This window comes from Streptomyces sp. NPDC006610 (assembly GCF_040611575.1).
GTDB lineage: Bacteria > Actinomycetota > Actinomycetes > Streptomycetales > Streptomycetaceae > Streptomyces.
Genome location: NZ_JBEXOP010000033.1, coordinates 33,361 through 51,367, shown reverse-complemented (window position 1 = coordinate 51,367; position 18,007 = coordinate 33,361). Strand labels below are relative to the sequence as shown.

The 18,007-nt window shown below is 73.6% G+C and carries 18 protein-coding genes; 10 read left to right on the top strand and 8 right to left on the bottom strand.

The annotated features are described in order from the left end of the window. Nucleotides 1-15: 15 nt before the first annotated feature. Nucleotides 16-1,086, bottom strand: coding sequence for an ATP-dependent DNA ligase (locus ABZY13_RS24435; RefSeq protein ID WP_356634191.1), 1,071 nt, complete (start codon nucleotides 1,084-1,086; stop codon nucleotides 16-18). Between the two features lie 74 nt (nucleotides 1,087-1,160). On the opposite strand from ABZY13_RS24435, the gene ligD reads away from it, so the two are divergent. Beyond that, nucleotides 1,161-2,192, top strand: a complete 1,032-nt coding sequence (gene ligD, locus ABZY13_RS24430) for a non-homologous end-joining DNA ligase (protein WP_356634189.1) — start codon at nucleotides 1,161-1,163, stop codon at nucleotides 2,190-2,192. Nucleotides 2,193-2,264: 72 nt separating this feature from the next. After that, entirely contained in the window at nucleotides 2,265-3,302 is a 1,038-nt protein-coding gene (locus tag ABZY13_RS24425) for a LacI family DNA-binding transcriptional regulator (protein ID WP_356634187.1), read from the top strand. 15 nt (nucleotides 3,303-3,317) lie between these two features. Here the strand turns inward: ABZY13_RS24425 and ABZY13_RS24420 are convergent, their stop codons facing one another. Beyond that, nucleotides 3,318-4,109 (bottom strand): VOC family protein, encoded by a 792-nt coding sequence (locus tag ABZY13_RS24420; protein ID WP_356634185.1) that lies wholly within the window; start codon nucleotides 4,107-4,109, stop codon nucleotides 3,318-3,320. 192 nt (nucleotides 4,110-4,301) lie between these two features. Between ABZY13_RS24420 and ABZY13_RS24415 the strand changes: the two genes are divergently transcribed. Further along, nucleotides 4,302-4,547, top strand: a complete 246-nt coding sequence (locus tag ABZY13_RS24415; protein ID WP_356634183.1) for a WhiB family transcriptional regulator — start codon at nucleotides 4,302-4,304, stop codon at nucleotides 4,545-4,547. A 31-nt stretch (nucleotides 4,548-4,578) separates the two neighbouring features. Here the strand turns inward: ABZY13_RS24415 and ABZY13_RS24410 are convergent, their stop codons facing one another. From ABZY13_RS24410 to ABZY13_RS24395, 4 genes are all read right to left on the bottom strand, one after another. Further along, complete coding sequence (locus ABZY13_RS24410; RefSeq protein WP_356634181.1) at nucleotides 4,579-5,553, bottom strand: acyl-ACP desaturase; 975 nt, start codon at nucleotides 5,551-5,553, stop codon at nucleotides 4,579-4,581. Nucleotides 5,554-5,777: 224 nt separating this feature from the next. Further along, nucleotides 5,778-6,554, bottom strand: coding sequence for a dimethylargininase (gene ddaH / locus ABZY13_RS24405; RefSeq protein WP_356634179.1), 777 nt, complete (start codon nucleotides 6,552-6,554; stop codon nucleotides 5,778-5,780). A 38-nt stretch (nucleotides 6,555-6,592) separates the two neighbouring features. Beyond that, nucleotides 6,593-8,224, bottom strand: coding sequence for an ATP-binding cassette domain-containing protein (locus ABZY13_RS24400; RefSeq protein ID WP_356634177.1), 1,632 nt, complete (start codon nucleotides 8,222-8,224; stop codon nucleotides 6,593-6,595). Between the two features lie 345 nt (nucleotides 8,225-8,569). Then, nucleotides 8,570-8,983, bottom strand: a complete 414-nt coding sequence (locus ABZY13_RS24395; protein WP_356634175.1) for an SsgA family sporulation/cell division regulator — start codon at nucleotides 8,981-8,983, stop codon at nucleotides 8,570-8,572. A gap of 241 nt (nucleotides 8,984-9,224) precedes the next feature. On the opposite strand from ABZY13_RS24395, the gene ABZY13_RS24390 reads away from it, so the two are divergent. The 3 genes from ABZY13_RS24390 (at nucleotide 9,225) to ABZY13_RS24380 (ending at nucleotide 10,804) form a co-directional block, all read left to right on the top strand. Next, nucleotides 9,225-9,548: a plasmid stabilization protein gene (locus tag ABZY13_RS24390; RefSeq protein ID WP_356634173.1), complete on the top strand. Its 324-nt coding sequence runs from the start codon at nucleotides 9,225-9,227 to the stop codon at nucleotides 9,546-9,548. A gap of 79 nt (nucleotides 9,549-9,627) precedes the next feature. Next, a complete protein-coding gene (locus ABZY13_RS24385) occupies nucleotides 9,628-10,323 on the top strand; it encodes an endonuclease V (protein ID WP_356634171.1) in 696 nt (231 codons plus the stop codon). 334 nt (nucleotides 10,324-10,657) lie between these two features. Further along, nucleotides 10,658-10,804, top strand: coding sequence for a hypothetical protein (locus ABZY13_RS24380; protein ID WP_356634169.1), 147 nt, complete (start codon nucleotides 10,658-10,660; stop codon nucleotides 10,802-10,804). Nucleotides 10,805-10,826: 22 nt separating this feature from the next. Here ABZY13_RS24380 and ABZY13_RS24375 read toward each other — a convergent pair whose 3' ends face one another. Further along, nucleotides 10,827-12,017: a saccharopine dehydrogenase NADP-binding domain-containing protein gene (locus ABZY13_RS24375; protein WP_356634167.1), complete on the bottom strand. Its 1,191-nt coding sequence runs from the start codon at nucleotides 12,015-12,017 to the stop codon at nucleotides 10,827-10,829. Between the two features lie 91 nt (nucleotides 12,018-12,108). Here ABZY13_RS24375 and ABZY13_RS24370 point away from each other — a divergent pair, with 91 nt between their 5' ends. From ABZY13_RS24370 to ABZY13_RS24355, 4 genes are all read left to right on the top strand, one after another. Beyond that, nucleotides 12,109-12,498, top strand: coding sequence for an MmcQ/YjbR family DNA-binding protein (locus tag ABZY13_RS24370; RefSeq protein ID WP_356634165.1), 390 nt, complete (start codon nucleotides 12,109-12,111; stop codon nucleotides 12,496-12,498). A gap of 99 nt (nucleotides 12,499-12,597) precedes the next feature. Then, on the top strand, nucleotides 12,598-13,737 hold the full coding sequence (locus tag ABZY13_RS24365) for a CaiB/BaiF CoA-transferase family protein (protein WP_356634163.1): 1,140 nt from the start codon (nucleotides 12,598-12,600) through the stop codon (nucleotides 13,735-13,737). A 34-nt stretch (nucleotides 13,738-13,771) separates the two neighbouring features. Continuing rightward, nucleotides 13,772-14,986 (top strand): acetyl-CoA C-acetyltransferase, encoded by a 1,215-nt coding sequence (locus ABZY13_RS24360; RefSeq protein WP_356634161.1) that lies wholly within the window; start codon nucleotides 13,772-13,774, stop codon nucleotides 14,984-14,986. Between the two features lie 46 nt (nucleotides 14,987-15,032). Then, nucleotides 15,033-17,210 carry a 3-hydroxyacyl-CoA dehydrogenase NAD-binding domain-containing protein gene (locus ABZY13_RS24355; protein WP_356634159.1) on the top strand — a complete coding sequence of 726 codons (2,178 nt, stop codon included), beginning with the start codon at nucleotides 15,033-15,035 and terminating at the stop codon, nucleotides 17,208-17,210. A 27-nt stretch (nucleotides 17,211-17,237) separates the two neighbouring features. Here ABZY13_RS24355 and ABZY13_RS24350 read toward each other — a convergent pair whose 3' ends face one another. Beyond that, nucleotides 17,238-17,948: a MerR family transcriptional regulator gene (locus tag ABZY13_RS24350; RefSeq protein ID WP_356634157.1), complete on the bottom strand. Its 711-nt coding sequence runs from the start codon at nucleotides 17,946-17,948 to the stop codon at nucleotides 17,238-17,240. Between the last annotated feature and the right edge of the window lie 59 nt (nucleotides 17,949-18,007).

Sequence of the window (18,007 nt, the reverse complement as noted above, 5' to 3'; positions counted from 1 at the left end):
TTGGGAACGGGGGCGTCACCGCGGCGGGGCGAGGATCTCCGCCAGGTCGTAGCGCACCGGCTCCTGCAGCTGGGCGTACGTGCAGCTCTCCGGCGCACGGTCCGGCCGCCAGCGGCGGAAGCGGGCCGTGTGCCGGAACCGCGCCCCGTTCTCCATGTGGTCGTACGCCACCTCCGCGACCCGCTCCGGCCGCAGCGGCACCCACGACAGGTCCTTCTTGCCCGACCAGCGGCTCGGCGCGCCCGGCAGCCGCGCCGACTCGTGCGCCGCCTCCTCGGCCCACGCCGCCCACGGATGCCCCGCCACGTCCTCCATCCGCAGCGGCTCCAGTTCCTCCACCAGCTCCGCCCGCCGCTTCATCGGGAACGCGGCGGACACCCCGACGTGCTGCAGCCTGCCGCCCTCGTCGAACAGCCCGAGCAGCAGCGAGCCGACGACGGGGCCGCTCTTGTGCAGCCGGTACCCGGCGACCACGACGTCCGCCGTCCGCTCGTGCTTGACTTTGAACATGGCCCGTTCGTCCTGCCGGTAGCGCAGGTCGAGCGGCTTGGCGACCACCCCGTCGAGGCCGGCCCCCTCGTACTGCTCGAACCACCGCCGCGCCACCTCGACGTCGGTCGTCGCGGGCGCCACGTGCACCGGCGCCGTCACCCCCGCCAGCGCCCGCTCCAGCAGCGCCCGCCGGTCGGTGAGCGGCACGTCCAGCAGCGGCTCGTCGTACAGCGCCAGCAGGTCGAAGGCGACGAAGGACGACGGCGTCCGCCCGGCCAGCGTCCGCACCCGGGACTCGGCCGGGTGGATCCGCTCGGTCAGCGCGTCGAAGTCCAGCCGTCCCTCCCGGGCGATCACGATCTCCCCGTCCAGCACGCACCGCTCGGGCACCCGCTCCTTCAGCGCCGTCACCAGCTCGGGAAAATACCTGGTCAGCGGCTTCGTGGTGCGGCTGCCCAGCTCGACCTCGTCCCCGTCCCGGAACACGATCGCCCGGAACCCGTCCCACTTGGCCTCGTAGTGCATGCCCGGCGGGATCTTCGCCACGGACTTGGCGAGCATCGGCTTGACGGGCGGCATCACCGGCAGATCCATGGCTCGATTCTGCGCCCGGTCCGTCCGCTTCGCCCGGTGTGCGAGGTGTGCTCGCCGCGCCTACCGTGGCTCGCATGGGTGACGCGGTGGAACTCGACGTGGGCGGGCGGACGGTACGGCTGTCCAGCCCGGACAAGGTGTTCTTCCCGGAACGCGGATTCACCAAGCTGGACCTCGCGCTCTACTACCGGGCCGTCGGCCCCGGCATCCTGCGCTCCCTGCGCGACCGGCCCACGACGCTGGAGCGCTACCCGGACGGCGTCACCGGCGAGTCCTTCTTCCAGAAGCGCGCCCCGAAGAACATGCCCGACTGGATCCCCACGGCGCACATCACCTTCCCCAGCGGACGCACCGCCGACGAGATGTGCCCGACCGAGGAGGGCGCCGTGGTGTGGGCCGCCCAGTACGGCACGCTGACCTTCCATCCGTGGCCGGTCCGCCGCGGCGACGTCGACAGCCCCGACGAACTGCGCATCGACCTCGACCCGCAGCCCGGCACCGATTACGACGACGCCGCCCGTGCCGCGCACGAACTGCGCGCCGTGCTGGAGGAGTTCGGCGGACTGCGCGGCTGGCCCAAGACCTCCGGCGGGCGCGGACTGCACGTCTTCGTGCCCATCGAGCCGCGCTGGACCTTCACCCAGGTCCGGCGCGCCGCCATCGCCGTGGGCCGCGAGATGGAGCGCCGGATGCCGGACATGGTCACCATCAAGTGGTGGAAGGAGGAACGCGGTCGGAAGATCTTCCTGGACTACAACCAGACGGCCCGCGACCGGACCATCGCCTCCGCCTACTCCGTACGGCCCCGCCCGCACGCCCCCGTCTCCGCGCCGCTGCGCTGGGACGAGGTCGGCGTCGCCCACCCGCAGGACTTCGACCTGGCGACGATGCCGGGGCGCTTCGCCGAACTCGGCGACGTGCACGCCGACATGGACGACCACGCCTTCTCCCTCGACGCCCTGCTGGAGCTGGCCCGGCGCGACGAGCACGACCACGGCCTCGGGGATCTGCCGTATCCGCCCGAGTACCCGAAGATGCCGGGCGAGCCGACCCGGGTCCAGCCGAGCCGGGCCCGCAAGGGCGGGGCGCCCACCGAGGGGTCCTGAACGCCGGCTCCCCCCACCGCTCCTCCCGCCCGCGGCTATCCTGATCCGCAGCCGCCGATGAGGAGTCCCGAAGTGACCGAGGCAGTGTCGCGTCCCACGCTGGAGGCCGTGGCCGAGCGCGCGGGAGTGTCCCGGGCCACCGCGTCCCGGGTCGTCAACGGCGGGGACGGGGTGCGCGAGCCGCTGGCCCAGCGGGTGCGGCGCGCGGTCGAGGAACTCGGGTACGTCCCCAACCAGGCGGCGCGCAGTCTGGTCACCAGGCGGCACGACGCGGTCGCCGTGGTCATCGCCGAACCGGAGTCCAGGGTCTTCGCCGACCCGTTCTTCGGGCTCCAGCTGCGCGGCATCAGCAAGGAACTGACCGCCCACGACAACCAGTTGGTGCTGCTGCTGACCGAGGGCCGCGACGACCACGCCCGCGTCGGCCGCTACCTGGCCGGCGGGCACGTCGACGGGGTGCTGGTGTTCTCCCTGCACCTGGACGACGCACTGCCTGGACTGATCCGGGGCGCGGGACTGCCGACCGTGTTCGGCGGGCGGCCTGGCTGGGGCGACGGCCCCGGCGACGCGGTGTACGTCGACAGCGACAACCGGGGCGGGGCGCGCGCGGCGGTGCGCCATCTGGCGGGCCTCGGCCGCACCCGGATCGCGCACATCGCCGGGACCCTCGACCAGACCTCGGCGGTGGACCGGCTCGACGGCTACCGCGACGTCGTGGGCGACGCCGACCCGCAGCTGGTCGCCGAGGGCGACTTCACGCCCGCCGGCGGCGAGCGGGCGATGCGCGAACTGCTGCGGCGCCGCCCCGATCTCGACGCCGTCTTCGCGGCCAACGACCTGATGGCCTCGGGCGCGCTGCGGGTGCTGCGCGAGCACGGCCGCCGGGTGCCCGGCGACGTCGCCGTGATCGGCTTCGACGACATGGTCACCGTCGCCGAGCAGACCGACCCCCCGCTCACCACGGTCCGCCAGGACATCGAGGAGATGGGCCGGCTGATGGCCCGCCTGCTCCTGCGCCGCCTGGCCCGCCAGAGCCCCGCCGAGCCTCCTGAGCCCGCCGGGACGGGCGTGGTCCTGCCCACCACCCTGGTGCAGCGCTCCTCGGCGTAGGCCTGCCGGCGTCCCTCAGCCCTGCCCGGGTTCGCTGCGGATCACCGCGAAGCGGGCGCCGGACGGGTCGGCGAGGCGGGCGATGCGGCCCACGTCCGGGATGTCGGTCGGGGGCAGGTGGACCGTGCCGTGCAGCTCCCGTGCCAGAGCAACCGTCGCGTCCGGGTTCAGCACCTCGAAGTACGGCAGCCAGTGCGGTCCGGCCTCGGCCCCGGCGGGGTCGTCCGCGAACGGGACCAGGCCGCCGAACATGGCGTCCTCGCCGGCGCCGGCCGGATTGACGGTGGTGTAGGTGCCGCCGGGGAACGTCACGGCCGCCGTCTCCAGGCCCAGCGCCGCCTGGTAGAAGGCGGCCGCCGCCGCGACGTCCGGCGTGTACAGCTCGACCCAGCACAGCGCGCCCGGCTCCCGCAGCACGTCCAGGCCCTCCAGCCGGCCCGGCTGCCAGACCCCGAAGGCCGCACCGGCCGGGTCGGCCAGGACCGCCATACGGCCCCGGTCCAGCACGTCCACCGGCTCGACCGGGACACTGCCGTGCGCCCGCCGCACCGCCTCGGCCGTCCCCTGCGCGTCGGGGCTGCGGAAGTACACCGTCCAGGACGGCGAGCCCTGGTCCGGCGGCAGCCCCATGCCGCCCGCGGCCGTCCTGCCGTCCAGGTCGAAGAAGCCGTACCCGCCCGCCTGCGGCCCCGCCGACCGGAACCGCCAGCCGAACAGGGCGCCGTAGAAGGCGGTGGCGGCGTCGAGGTCGGAGGTGCCCAGGTCGATCCAGTTCGGGGCGCCGTCGGCGAAACGGGTGGTGAGCATCGTCGCCCTCCTCGGAAGCGGGCCGGTCTGCCTGCACTGCCGAGTCTCGCACCGCCCGCGGTCCCGCACACTTCCGCGCGCCGCCGTGCGCCGCACCGCACCGCCCGGGCATGATCGAGCGGCCGGGGGTCATCGACGGGCGTTGATCCCGCGTTGAGCGAACGTTTTTCGCCGCCCGGCACGATGTCGGACATGCACTTCGACACCCTCACCCCGGCCGACGCCGCCTGGCGGGCCCAGGCCCTGTGCGCCCAGACGGGGGCCGACTTCTTCTTCCCCGAGCCGGGCAGCTCCGTACGCGAGGCGAAGCGCATCTGCGCCCTGTGCGAGATGCGCCCCGCCTGCCTGGAGTACGCCCTGGAGAACGACGAGCGCTTCGGTGTCTGGGGCGGCCTGTCCGAGAAGGAACGCCTCCAGCTGCGCCGCGCCTCCCGCTGAGGTCACCGGGCCGCGGCCCCGCGACCCGGGGTCACAGCGCGGCGCGCGCCGCCATCCGCGCCTTGCGCGCGGCGAGCTTCTCGTCGAACTTCCGGGCCTCCGCGTCCAGGCCGCCCATGTACAGCCCCAGCTCCTCCTGGGCCTGCAGGCCCTCCGGGCCGAGACCGTCGATCTCCAGGACCTTCAGGTGGCGCAGGACCGGCTGGAGCACGTCGTCGTGGTGGATGCGCAGGTTGTAGACCTCGCCGATGGCCATCTGCGCGGCGGCCCGCTCGAAGCCGGGAATGCCGTGGCCGGGCATCCGGAAGTTGACCACCACGTCCCGCACCGCCTGCATCGTCAGGTCCGGCGCCAGCTCGAACGCCGCCTTGAGCAGGTTGCGGTAGAACACCATGTGCAGGTTCTCGTCGGTGGCGATGCGCGCCAGCATCCGGTCGCATACCGGGTCGCCCGACTGGTGGCCGGTGTTGCGGTGCGAGATGCGGGTGGCGAGCTCCTGGAAGGCGACGTAGGCGACCGAGTGCAGCATCGAGTGGCGGTTGTCCGACTCGAAGCCCTCGCTCATGTGGGACATCCGGAACTGCTCCAGCTTGTCCGGGTCCACCGCGCGCGAGGTGAGCAGGTAGTCGCGCATCACGATGCCGTGCCGGCCCTCCTCCGCGGTCCAGCGGTGCACCCAGGTGCCCCAGGCGCCGTCGCGGCCGAAGAGGCTGGCGATCTCGTGGTGGTAGCTGGGCAGGTTGTCCTCGGTGAGGAGATTGACCACGAGCGCGATGCGGCCGATCTCGGTGACCTTGGACTGCTCCTTCTCCCAGGCCTCGCCGTCCTCGAAGAAACCGGGGAAGTTGCGGCCGTCGGTCCAGGGAACGTACTCGTGCGGCATCCAGTCCTTGGCGACCTTCAGATGCCGGTTGAGTTCGTTCTCGACCACTTCCTCCAGGGCGTACAGCAGCCGCGCGTCGGTCCAGGCGGAAGAGCTGCCGAGGTGAGGAGAGGTGATCGTCACAGATACTCCAGTGGGACGTGGGACTACGTCGAACAGTCCGGCGGGAGGCGCCGGGAACCTACGGGATCGTAGGCTACGAACCCGTAGGTTACGTTGCCGTAGGTTAAGTGCGCTGTAAAGGACCTTGCCCGAGTCGCCGACCGGGTTTCCCCCACGCGCGCGGGTATGCCGAAAATCCCCGGGGCACGCAGGTCCCGGGGCTTCGACGCATCGGTTTCACCCGGTCAGGCGTACAGCTCCCGCAGCCGCACCGAGAGACATGTCACACAGCCTTCCAGCTTCTCGAACTCGCTGATGTCGACGACGACCGGCTCGTAGCCGAGGTCGGCGAACAGTTCCGCCGTCTTCGGCGCGCTCGCCGCCATCAGCAGCTTGTCGCCGCCGAGCAGCACCACATGGGCCCCGGACTCCTCCGGCACCGGCAGGAAACGACCGAAGAGCGACGGCGTGTCCGTCAGCGGGACGTGCCCGATCACCGTCCCGTCGGGCAGCGCCGTGACCGCCGACTTCAGATGCAGCACCCTGCTCACCGGCACGGCCACCACCCGCGCCCCGAGCGGTTCGAAGGCCGCCCGCACCTGCTGCACGCCGGCCGCGTTGGTGCGCCCGCCGCGGCCGACGTACACCGTGTCGCCGACCTTCAGCACGTCGCCGCCGTCGAGGGTGCCCGGCTCCCAGATCCAGTTGACCGAGCAGCCGAGGGACGCCACCGCCTCCTCCACGCCCGCCGTCTCCGCGCGCCGCGCCTCGGCGCCCGGGCGGGCGATCAGCGCGACGTTGCGGTACACGACCACCGTGTCCTCCACGAACACGGCGTCCGGGCAGTCGTCGGCCGGCTCGACCTCGACGGTCTGCCAGCCGTGGTCGGCCAGGGCCCCGACGTACGCCTCCCACTGCTCCCGCGCGAGGCCGGCGTCCACCTCCGTCCGCTCGACGTGGGTGACGAGTCCTTCGGCCAGTCGGGGGCCGGGACGGCGGACCAGGGCCTTCTTGCTGGGCACGAGTGGGTCTCCGTATCGCATCGGTCGTCGGGCGGGTCCTACGCGGGACCATTCTCGGACAGAATCGCTCCTTCCGCTTCGGTCAGGCGCCCGTCCTCCAGCAGCAGCCACCGGGTGATGCCGATCGACTCCAGGAACGGCAGGTCGTGGCCGGCCACGATCAGCGCCCCCTCGTACGACTCCAGGGCCGTGGTGAGCTGCCGGACGCTCGCCATGTCGAGATTGTTCGTCGGCTCGTCCAGCATCAGCAGCTGCGGGGCGGGCTCGGCCAGCATCAGCGCGGCCAGCGCCGCCCGGAACCGCTCGCCGCCCGACAGCGTCGCCGCCCTCTGGTCGGCCCGCGCGCCCCGGAACAGGAAGCGGGCCAGCCGCGCCCGGATCCGGTTGTCGGTGGCTCCCGGCGCGAACCGGGCGACGTTCTCGGCGACCGTGAGCCCGTCGTCCAGCACGTCGAGGCGCTGCGGCAGGAACCGCAGCGGCACATGCGCCGTCGCCTCGCCCGCCACCGGCGCCAGCTCACCGGCCACGGTGCGCAGCAGCGTCGTCTTGCCGGCGCCGTTGCGCCCGATCAGCGCGATCCGCTCGGGCCCGTGCACATCGAGACCGCCCTCCACGCGTGCCCCGTGGGCCAGTTCGAGGTCGCGCAGGGTGAGCACGGTCCGGCCCGCGGGGACGGCGGTGTGCGGCAGGTCGACGCGGATCTCGTCGTCGTCCCGTACGGCCTGCGCCGCCTCGTCGAGCCGCTCGCGGGCCTCGGCGAGCTTCTCCTCGTGCAGGATGCGGTGCTTGCCCGCGGACTCCTGGGCCGCGCGTTTGCGGGCGCCCATGACGATCTTCGGCTCCCGTTTCTGGTCCCACATCTTCTGGCCGTACCGCCTGCGGCGGGCCAGTTTGACCTGGGCCTCGGTCAACTCGCGCTTCTGCTTGCGCAGATCGCCCTCGGCGGCGCGCACCATGCGTTCCGCCGCCTCCTGTTCGACGGCCAGGGCCTCCTCGTACGCCGAGAAGTTGCCGCCGTACCAGGCGATCGAGCCGGAGCGCAGTTCGGCGATCTGGTCGACCCGCTCCAGGAGTTCACGGTCGTGGCTGACCACGATCAGCACGCCGGGCCAGGACTCCACGGCCGCGTACAGCCGCCGGCGGGCGTACAGGTCGAGGTTGTTGGTGGGCTCGTCCAGCAGCAGCACGTCCGGGCGGGCGAGCAGCAGCGCCGCGAGCCGCAGCAGCACCGACTCGCCGCCCGACACCTCGCCGACCGTGCGGTCCAGCGTGACGTGGCCGAGGCCGAGTTCGCCGAGGGTGGCCAGGGCGCGCTCCTCCACGTCCCAGTCGTCGCCGACGGTCTCGAAGTGCTCCACGGACGCGTCGCCCGCCTCGATGGCGTGCAGCGCCGCCCGCCGGCCCGCGATGCCGAGCGCCTCGTCGACCCGCAGGGCGGTGTCCTGGGTGACGTTCTGCGGGAGGTAACCGATCTCGCCGGTGACGCGCACGGCGCCGTCGGCCGGGACGAGTTCCCCGGCGATCAGCTTCAACAGGGTCGACTTCCCGCTGCCGTTGACGCCGACGAGGCCCGTCCGGCCGGGGCCGAACGAGGTGTCGAGGTCCTCGAAGACGGGGGTGCCGTCGGACCAAGCGAAGGAGAGGGAGGTGCAGGTGACAAAGGTATGCATACGGGCCTCGCGGTTGCGTGATGCGGTCAGGGGCAACGCGTGTCGAGACACCGAGGGGCGGCGACCGGGCGGGGGAGGCGTCGTCCGCTCACGGGAGGCGGCTGCTCACCGGGGACAGCCGGTCATCACGGAGGACGGCTGCTCACGGAGGACGGCGAACGCCGAGGTCGCACGCGACGTCCGCACCGGGGCCCGGACGAGGGCGGTGGCGGTGGGACGCGGTGTCTCAGGACCTCAGACGAGCAACGTCCTTCTCCAATCGACGGCAGCAGAAGCCCTTACACCGTAGGAGGACGCGTTCGCGGGCGTCAAAGCATTTACGAGCCCCGGGGGCGCTGGCCGGATCTACGCGTCCCGCATCAGTTCGGCCAGGTCGCGGTCCAGGTCGAGGTGGGCGTGCTCCAGGCCGTCCGGCACCAGGTCCCGGGTCGCCGCGAGGAACCGGCGCAGCTCGCCCGAGCGGACGTGCACGACGGCGGTGCCCTCGGGGGCGTGGAACTCCAGGACGGTGCGGTCGTAGCCGTACGGCCGCACCCGGACGTCGCCGTGCCCCTCGGCCTCGTGCAGGCCGGCCGCGAGCAGCTCGCGGGAGAAGGTCCAGCAGACCTCCTCGTCCTCCAGCGTCGCCTGGGCGGGGAAGGTCATGCGGATGGCGAAGGGGTCGCTCAGGTCGTAGCGCAGGGTGGCCGGGATGGTCTGCATCCGCGGTGCGGCGGCGACGAGTCGTGCCTCGACGGGCTGCTCGATGACGGTGGACAACCTTGGCTCCCTCGTTGACGGCTGGGACGGACTTCGTACGGGACGCGGCCGGGCACTGGGAGAGACGACGGAACCGGCCCCTTCGTGCACCTCCGCAGCGGGTGACCTACGTCACCGCGCCTCACACACCCCGGCAGCGGATCCCCGCGCGGCCCGACGGACCGGCCGGCCGCGCCCGGTGTGCCGTGACGGCGCACGATGGGGGTACCCGTTCACGGAACGTGAGAGGAAGTGACCGGAGATGCCACGCGGTTCCAGCCCCAAGCGGGAACGCCAGTACGAGCACATCAAGGAGAGCGCCGAGGACCGGGGCGAGAGCCCGGGGCGCGCCAAGGAGATCGCGGCGCGCACGGTGAACAAGGAACGCGCCCGGTCGGGTGAGGCGAAGACCTCGAGCCGCACCTCGACCAAGGACGAGTCGTCCGGCGAGCGGGGCGGCCGGCGCTCGGGCCGGGGCTCCCAGGGGCCCACCTACGACCAGCTCTACGAAGAGGCCAAACGGCGTGGCGTCCACGGCCGTTCGGACATGAACAAGGCACAGCTGCAGCGCGCGCTGGACAAGTGACCGCAGGGCCGGGCGCGGGCGGCCGTTCCGCACCCGGCCGAGCGGCGGCCCGGGGGCGCGTCCTACGCTCGTCCCCACCATGACGACCGAACGCACTACCGCGGGCCCGCCGCCCGCGACCGAGGAACAGGCCCGCGCCGTGCAGGACGAGCTGCGCAAGCGGGTGGTGCTCGACGAACCCGGCCCGCCGCCCGGCAGCGGCCGGGTGACCGGCGTCGACGTCGCCTATGACGACGAACGGGACGTGGTGGCCGCCGCGGCCGTGGTCCTGGACGCGACGACCCTCGACGTCGTCGCCGAGGCCACCGCCGTCGGGCGGGTCGCCTTCCCCTACGTCCCCGGCCTGCTGGCGTTCCGCGAGATCCCCACGGTGCTCGACGCCCTCGACGCCCTGCCGGTCCCGCCCGGCCTGGTCGTCTGCGACGGCTACGGCCTCGCCCACCCGCGCCGCTTCGGCCTCGCCAGCCACCTCGGCGTCCTCACCGGCCTGCCCACCATCGGCGTCGCCAAGAACCCCTTCGTCTTCTCGTACGACGACCCGGACGTCCCGCGCGGCTCGTGCTCCCCCCTGCTGGACGGCACGGAGGAGGTCGGCCGCGCCCTGCGCACCCGAGAGGGCGTCAAACCGGTGTTCGTCTCCGTCGGCCACCGCATCACGCTCGACACGGCGTGCGCCCACGTCCTGCGCCTCACCCCGCGCTTCCGCCTCCCGGAGACGACCCGCCGCGCCGACGCCCTGTGCCGCGGCGCGCTGCGGGAGCACACGGGGCGATGAGCGGGCGGGCCGGGCACGCGCGTCGTCGCCGGAGGTCCTGGTCCGGGCGGCGCCGCACAGCCGGCCACCGGCCCGTGCCGCGGTCGCCCGGGGCGAGCCGCTGCCGCGGCCGCGCGGGGCGGGTGCGCCGGCCGCGCGCAGCCGAGGGCGTCGTCGGTCGCGCGGTGCGGCCATCGCCCGGGGCGGCGAGCCCGTACCCCGTTCGCCCCGGCCCGGTCCGACGGCCGGCCGTCGGGGAAGCGCCCCCCGGGCACGCGCGCCCCGGCGTTCTGAGTACGTCACCTGAGTAGCCGCACGGATGCCGGCGCCCCGCCCCGGTCGGCAGGCTGGGCGCATGACGACGCGCCGCGCACCCGAGTCCCTCGCCCCGCCGAACCGGCCCGTGGAGCGCGCCGTCGTCCTGGGGCTGGCGCTGGCCGCCCTGGCGGCGCTGGGCTGGATCGGCGGGATGGTCTACACACTGGCCGACTGGTCGATGTGAGCCTCCTGGCGGGCCCGTGCGCTCAGCGGGTGGCCGCCACCCGGAACACGATGCCCGCCCGGCGCAGCCGCCCGGTGAGCGCGTCGCCCATGGCCTGCGCCGTGGTGACCTGGCCGGCGATCGGCGGGAGGTCGTCGAAGGCCAGCGACAGCGCCGACTCGGCGAACATCTTCGCCGTCTCGCCGTACCCCGGATCGCCGCCCGCCACCTCCGTGTACACCCGGCGCCCGCCGCCCTCGCCGACGAACCGCACCCGGAACCAGCTGCGCGCCCGCTTCTCCTCGCCCGGGCCCTCGCCTGGCTTCAGCCGCGCCGACAACCAGCCGCGCACCGGCGGCAGTTGCGCCGCCGCGATCAGCGCGCCGACGCCCGCGGCCCCGCCGATCGCCACCGGCAGCCGGCGTACGGCCGCGTAGTGCCGGTAGCGGAAGTCGGGGCCGTAGCGCTGCAGCGCCCGCGCCGAGCGGCGCACGATCTGCGGGTCGACGGTCGGCAGCGGCAGCGCCCACGCGCCGACCTCCGGGGCGAACCGCGGCGTCCCGGCCGGCGTCGTCGCCCGGCGCCCCACCAGCCGCGGTTCGTGCCGCCGCCGCTCGCGCGCGGCGGACGCCAGGTGCGGCACGCGCGCGAACTGGTTGAGCGCGGAGGCGAGCGTCCCGCCCGACAGCGCCCCCTCGGCCGTCACGAACCCGTCCACCCGCAGCGGCACCCCCTCCGGCAGCTGCCGCACCGTGAAGTGCACGCCCAGGTCGTGCGGCACCGAGTCGAAGCCGCAGGCGTGCACCAGCCGGGCGCCGGTCTCCCGCGCGCGGGCGTCGTGACGCACGTACGTCAGGTCCACGAACTCCGGCTCGCCCGTCAGGTCGAGATAGTCCGTCCCCGCGTCCGCGCAGGCGGCCACCAGTTCCTCGCCGTACGTCACATAGGGGCCGACCGTCGTCGCCACCACGCGCGCCCGCTCGGCGAGCCGGCGCAGTGAGGCCGGGTCGCCGACGTCGGCGCGCAGCACGCCGATCTCCGTGCCGCCGGGCGTCCCCTCCCGCAGCCGCTCGCGCAGCCGCGCCAGTTTCAGCTCGCTGCGGCCGGCCAGCGCCCAGCGCAGGTCCCTCGGCGCGTGGGCGGCGAGATACTCCGCGGTCAGTGTGCCGACGAAGCCCGTGGCCCCGAAGAGCACGATGTCGTACGGACGCTCCGCCCGTTTCAGCCTGCTCATGACATTCCTCGCTCCCGCAGCCCGCGCGGCTGTCGGTGGCCGAGGCTAGCGTGAGGAGGGCGGAGCCCGAAGACGAGCCCGGAGGTGAACGGTGGCGGCACCGAGGAACGCCCTGCGGAAATGGGAGAGGGTGAGGGCCTTCGCCCTGGGGCTGCCGGGCACGCGGGAGGAGTTCCCCTGGGGCGAGTCGGTCGCCAAGGTGAACGGGAAGGTCTTCGTGTTCCTCGGAGCGACCGACGGCAGCCATCCCCTCGGCGTCACCGTCAAGCTCACGGACGGCGACAGCCACGCCCACGCGCTCACCGCACCGGGCGCCGAGCCCGCCGGGTACGGGCTGGGCCGGGCCGGCTGGGTGGCCGTCCCGCTGGAGGGGAAGGGCGCGCCCCCGGCGGAGCTGTTCTGCGACTGGGTCGAGGACAGCTACCGCACGATCGCGCCGAAACGGCTGACGGCGGAACTGGACGCGCGAGTGGCACACTGAAACCGGCTAAGCGCTTGCTCGTCCGGGCCTTGTGCCGACTGGAACGTGTTCTTACCATCACTGGTGTTACATCGGTTGTGTCACAGCAAGGGGGCTGCGATGACCACGGCGACTTCGCCGCCGCACGGACCGCTCACCGGCGTGCGCGTGGTGGAGCTGGCCGGCATCGGACCGGGCCCCTTCGCCGCCATGCTCCTGGCCGACCTCGGCGCCGACGTCGTCCGCGTGGACCGCCCCGGCGGCCCCGGCCTCGGCATCGACCCGGCCGTCGACGTGACCAACCGCAACAAGCGCTCGGTCCTCGTCGACCTCAAGGCGCCCGACGGCCCCGCCCGCGTCCTCGACCTGGCAGCCCGCGCCGACATCCTGATCGAGGGCTACCGCCCCGGCGTCGCCGAACGCCTCGGCGTCGGCCCCGGCGCCTGCCACGCCCGCAACCCGCGCCTCGTCTACGGCCGGATGACCGGCTGGGGCCAGGACGGCCCCCTCGCCCCGCGCGCCGGCCACGACATCGGCTACCTCGCCGTCACCGGCGCCCTCGGCATGATCGGCCGCGACGGCGAGCCCCCGGCCGTCCCCGCCAACCTCCTCGGCGACTACGCGGGCGGCTCCCTCTACCTGGTCACCGGCGTTCTCGCCGCCCTGCACCACGTCCGCGCGACCGGCGCCGGGCAGGTCGTGGACGCGGCCATCGTGGACGGCGCCGCCCACCTGTCGGCGATGATCCACGGCATGCTCGCCGCCGGCGCCTGGCAGGACCGGCGCGGCGCCAACCTGCTCGACGGCGGTTGCCCGTTCTACGGGACCTACGAGACGGCGGACGGTCGGTACATGGCGGTGGGCGCGCTGGAGGAGCGGTTCTACGACGAGTTCGTCCGGCTGCTCGGCGTCGCGGACCAGGTCCCGGACCGGGCCGACGTCACGCGCTGGCCGGAGCTGCGGGAGACGGTCGCCGCCCGTTTCCGGACCCGTACCCGCGACGAGTGGACGGCCCTGTTCGAGGACTCCGACGCCTGCGTGGCCCCCGTCCTGTCACTGCGCGAGGCCCCCCACCACCCCCACCTCGCCGCCCGCGGCACCTTCGCCGACCACGCCGGCGTCACCCAGCCGGTCCCGGCCCCCCGCTTCTCCGCCACGCCCACCGCCGTCCGGCGCGGCCCCGCCCGGCCGGGCGCCGACACCTCCGACGTCGCCCGCGACTGGGACGTGCCGGCGCTCACGCGCCCTGCCCCCGCATGAGCCCTCGAAACCGCCCTCGTCGAAAGGCCTCCCCGTGACCACCGAAGCGTATGTGTACGACGCGATCCGCACCCCGCGCGGACGCGGCAAGGCGAACGGCGCCCTGCACGGCACCAAGCCCGTCGACCTCGTCGTCGGACTCATCCACGAGATCCGCGCCCGCTTCCCCGGCCTCGACCCGGCCGCCGTCGACGACATCGTGCTCGGCGTCGTCGGCCCCGTCGGCGACCAGGGCTCCGACATCGCCCGGATCGCCGCCGTCGCCGCCGGGCTGCCGGACACGGTCGCCGGCGTACAGGAGAACCGCTTCTGCGCCTCCGGTCTGGAGGCCGTCAACATGGCCGCCGCCAAGGTCCGTTCCGGCTGGGAGGACCTCGTCCTCGCGGGCGGCGTCGAGTCGATGTCCCGGGTGCCGATGGCCTCCGACGGCGGCGCCTGGTTCAACGACCCGATGACCAACCTCGCCACCAACTTCGTCCCCCAGGGCATCGGCGCCGACCTGATCGCCACCATCGAGGGCTTCTCCCGCCGGGACGTGGACGAATACGCCGCGCTCTCCCAGGAACGCGCCGCCACCGCCTGGAAGGACGGCCGCTTCGACCGCTCCGTCGTCCCCGTGCGGGACCGCAACGGGCTGGTCGTCCTCGACCGCGACGAGCACATGCGCCCCGGCACCACCGCCGACTCCCTCGCCGGGCTCAAGCCGTCGTTCGCGGACATCGGCGACCTCGGCGGCTTCGACGCCGTCGCGCTGCAGAAGTACCACTGGGTGGAGCGGATCGACCACGTCCACCACGCGGGCAACTCCTCCGGCATCGTCGACGGCGCCGCCCTCGTCGCCATCGGCTCCAGGGAGGCCGGCGAGCGGGCCGGGCTCACCCCCCGCGCGCGGATCGTCTCCGCCGCCGTCTCCGGCTCCGAGCCCACCATCATGCTCACCGGCCCCGCCCCGGCCACCCGCAAGGCACTCGCCAAGGCCGGGCTGACCATCGACGACATCGACCTCGTGGAGATCAACGAGGCCTTCGCCGCCGTCGTGCTGCGCTTCGTCAAGGACATGGGCCTGTCCCTGGACAAGGTCAACGTCAACGGCGGCGCCATCGCCCTTGGCCACCCGCTCGGCGCGACCGGCGCGATGATCCTCGGCACCCTCGTGGACGAACTCGAACGCCAGGACAAGCGCTACGGCCTGGCCACGCTGTGCGTCGGCGGCGGCATGGGCATCGCGACGATCGTCGAGCGCATCTGACCCCCTCCCAGCGACCGCCCGCGACTTCTACGACGGAGACCCACTCATGACCGAGAGCACCGCCATCCGCTGGGAGCAGGACGACACCGGCGTCGTCACCCTCGTCCTGGACGACCCCGCCCAGTCCGCGAACACCATGAACCAGGCGTTCCGCGCCTCCCTCTCCGTGATCGCCGACCGCCTGGAGGCCGAGAAGGACTCGGTGCGCGGCGTCATCGTCACCTCCGCCAAGAAGACCTTCTTCGCCGGCGGCGACCTGCGCGACCTCATCCGCGTCACCCCCGACACCGCCCGGGAACTCTTCGACGGCGGCCTCGCCCTCAAGCGCGACCTGCGCCGCATCGAGACCCTCGGCAAGCCGGTCGTCGCCGCGATCAACGGCGCGGCCCTCGGCGGCGGTTACGAGATCGCCCTCGCCTGCCACCACCGGATCGCCCTCGACGCGCCCGGCTCCAGGATCGGCTGCCCCGAGGTCACCCTCGGCCTGCTCCCCGGGGGCGGCGGCGTGGTGCGCACCGTCCGGCTGCTCGGCATCACCGACGCCCTGCTGAAGGTCCTCCTCCAGGGCACCCAGTACAACCCGCGCCGCGCCCTGGAGAACGGCCTGGTCGACGAGGTCGCCGAGACCCGCGAGGAACTGCTCGCCAAGGCGCGCGCCTTCATCGACGCCCACCCCGAGTCCGCCCAGCCCTGGGACCGGCCCGGCTACCGCATCCCCGGCGGCACCCCGGCCCACCCCAAGTTCGCCGCCAACCTGCCCGCCTTCCCGGCCAACCTGCGCAAGCAGACGGGCGGCGCGCCCTACCCCGCGCCGCGCAACATCCTCGCCGCCGCCGTCGAGGGAGCGCAGGTCGACTTCGAGACCGCCCAGGTCATCGAGGCCCGCTACTTCGTGGAGCTGGCGGCCGGCCAGACCGCGAAGAACATGATCCAGGCGTTCTTCTTCGACCTTCAGGCCGTCAACTCGGGTGCGAGCCGGCCGAAGGGCGTCGAGCCGCGCACGGTCCGCAGGGTCGCCGTCCTCGGCGCCGGGATGATGGGAGCCGGCATCGCCTACTCCTGCGCCCGCGCCGGGATCGAGGTCGTGCTCAAGGACGTGTCCCTGGAAGCGGCGGTCAAGGGCAAGGGGTACTCCGAGAAGCTGTGCGCCAAGGCCGTCTCGCGGGGCCGTACGACGCGGGAGAAGGCCGACGCGCTGCTCGCCCGGATCACGCCCACCGCCGAGGCGGGCGACCTCGCGGGCTGCGACGCCGTCATCGAGGCCGTGTTCGAGGACACCGCGCTCAAGCACAAGGTGTTCCAGGAGATCGAGCAGATCGTCGCGCCCGACGCGCTGCTGTGCTCCAACACCTCCACCCTGCCCATCACCGCGCTGGCCGAGGGCGTCGAGCGGCAGCCGGACTTCATCGGGCTGCACTTCTTCTCGCCGGTCGACAAGATGCCGCTGGTCGAGATCATCAAGGGCGAGCGGACCGGAGAGGCGGCGCTGGCCCGCGCCTTCGACCTGGTCCGGCAGATCAACAAGACGCCGATCGTCGTCAACGACTCGCGCGGCTTCTTCACCTCACGGGTGATCGGCCAGTTCATCAACGAGGGCGTGGCCATGGTCGGCGAGGGCATCGAGCCCGCGTCCGTCGAACAGGCGGCGGCGCAGGCGGGCTACCCGGCCAAGGTGCTGTCCCTGATGGACGAGCTGACGCTCACCCTGCCGCGCAGGATCCGCCAGGAGACCCGCCGCGCGGTCGAGGAGGCGGGCGGCGAGTGGACCCCGCACCCGGCGGAGGCCGTCATCGACCGCATGGTGGAGGAGTTCGGCCGCACCGGCCGCAGCGGCGGCGCCGGCTTCTACGACTACGACGAGTCCGGCGAGCGCGCCGGCCTGTGGCCCGGCCTGCGCGAGCACTTCACCCGGCCGGGACACGAGATCCCGTTCCGCGACATGCAGGAGCGGATGCTGTTCGCCGAGGCGCTGGACACCGTCCGACTGCTGGAGGAGGGCGTGCTGACCTCGGTCGCCGACGCCAACATCGGCTCCGTCCTCGGCATCGGCTTCCCCGGCTGGACCGGCGGCGTCCTCCAGTACATCAACGGCTACGACGGCGGCCTGCCCGGCTTCGTGGCCCGCGCACGGGAACTCGTCGAGCGCTACGGCGACCGGTTCACGCCCCCGGCGCTGCTTCTGGAGAAGGCCGAGAAGGGCGAGACCTTCACCGACGCCCGCTGACCCACGGCGACGGAGGCGGACGTCCCCTCACCGGACGCCGTCCGCCTCCGTCGCCCACGCCCGCACCTCTTCCCGCAACGACCGCTGAAACGCCGTCAGCAGCGCCTGCACCACGATGGGCTGCATGTGCGCCGACAGCGACCGCACTTCGGACGGGCCGCGTTCGGCCACCTCCCCGCGCAGCAGCCGCGACAGCTCGCGCGCCGCCGCCCGGGCGTGCTCCACCAGCACGGTCCGCGCCGCGAGGATCGCCTCCTGGGACAGCGGCACGTCCAGCAGTCCGACGCCGAGCCGCAGCAGCCCGGCGTCGACGCGGAAGCGGTCCTCGCCGTCCCGCTCCACCACGTCCATCGCGACCAGCCGCTCCAGCTCCTCGTCGCCGAGCGCCCGCCCCGCCCGCCGCTCCAGCTCCCGGCGCGTCACCGTCTCCACCGACTCCGGCGCCCAGGAGGCCACCACGGCCCGGTGGATGGCGAGATCGTGCGGGCTCAGCCCTTCGGGCAGCTGCCGCAGGTACCGCTCGATCGCCGCCAGCGTCATGCCCTGCCGCTGCAACTCCTCGATCAGCCCCAGCCGCGCGAGATGCTCCGCCCCGTAGTGCCCGACCCGACGCGCCCCGATCACCGGCGGCGGCAGCAGCCCCCTGGTCCCGTAGAACCGTACGGTCCGCACGGTGACCCCGGCCCGCGCGGCCAACTCGTCCACGGTGAGCCACGGCTCCTCGGCGTCGGTCGTCATGCGCAGCAGTATCGCCGCCGCACCCGCCCCGCGAAACTCACCGGGCCCATCGCCCACCG

What these genes read in the sequence shown, in the direction of transcription:
- ABZY13_RS24435 (WP_356634191.1), bottom strand. Translation starts at nt 1,086, where the DNA reads ATGGATCTGCCGGTGATGCCGCCCGTCAAGCCGATGCTCGCCAAGTCC.
- ligD (WP_356634189.1), top strand. Translation starts at nt 1,161, where the DNA reads ATGGGTGACGCGGTGGAACTCGACGTGGGCGGGCGGACGGTACGGCTG.
- ABZY13_RS24420 (WP_356634185.1), bottom strand. Translation starts at nt 4,109, where the DNA reads ATGCTCACCACCCGTTTCGCCGACGGCGCCCCGAACTGGATCGACCTG.
- ABZY13_RS24415 (WP_356634183.1), top strand. Translation starts at nt 4,302, where the DNA reads ATGCACTTCGACACCCTCACCCCGGCCGACGCCGCCTGGCGGGCCCAG.
- ABZY13_RS24400 (WP_356634177.1), bottom strand. Translation starts at nt 8,224, where the DNA reads ATGCATACCTTTGTCACCTGCACCTCCCTCTCCTTCGCTTGGTCCGAC.
- ABZY13_RS24390 (WP_356634173.1), top strand. Translation starts at nt 9,225, where the DNA reads ATGCCACGCGGTTCCAGCCCCAAGCGGGAACGCCAGTACGAGCACATC.
- ABZY13_RS24385 (WP_356634171.1), top strand. Translation starts at nt 9,628, where the DNA reads ATGACGACCGAACGCACTACCGCGGGCCCGCCGCCCGCGACCGAGGAA.
- ABZY13_RS24380 (WP_356634169.1), top strand. Translation starts at nt 10,658, where the DNA reads ATGACGACGCGCCGCGCACCCGAGTCCCTCGCCCCGCCGAACCGGCCC.
- ABZY13_RS24375 (WP_356634167.1), bottom strand. Translation starts at nt 12,017, where the DNA reads ATGAGCAGGCTGAAACGGGCGGAGCGTCCGTACGACATCGTGCTCTTC.
- ABZY13_RS24365 (WP_356634163.1), top strand. Translation starts at nt 12,598, where the DNA reads ATGACCACGGCGACTTCGCCGCCGCACGGACCGCTCACCGGCGTGCGC.
- ABZY13_RS24355 (WP_356634159.1), top strand. Translation starts at nt 15,033, where the DNA reads ATGACCGAGAGCACCGCCATCCGCTGGGAGCAGGACGACACCGGCGTC.
- ABZY13_RS24350 (WP_356634157.1), bottom strand. Translation starts at nt 17,948, where the DNA reads ATGACGACCGACGCCGAGGAGCCGTGGCTCACCGTGGACGAGTTGGCC.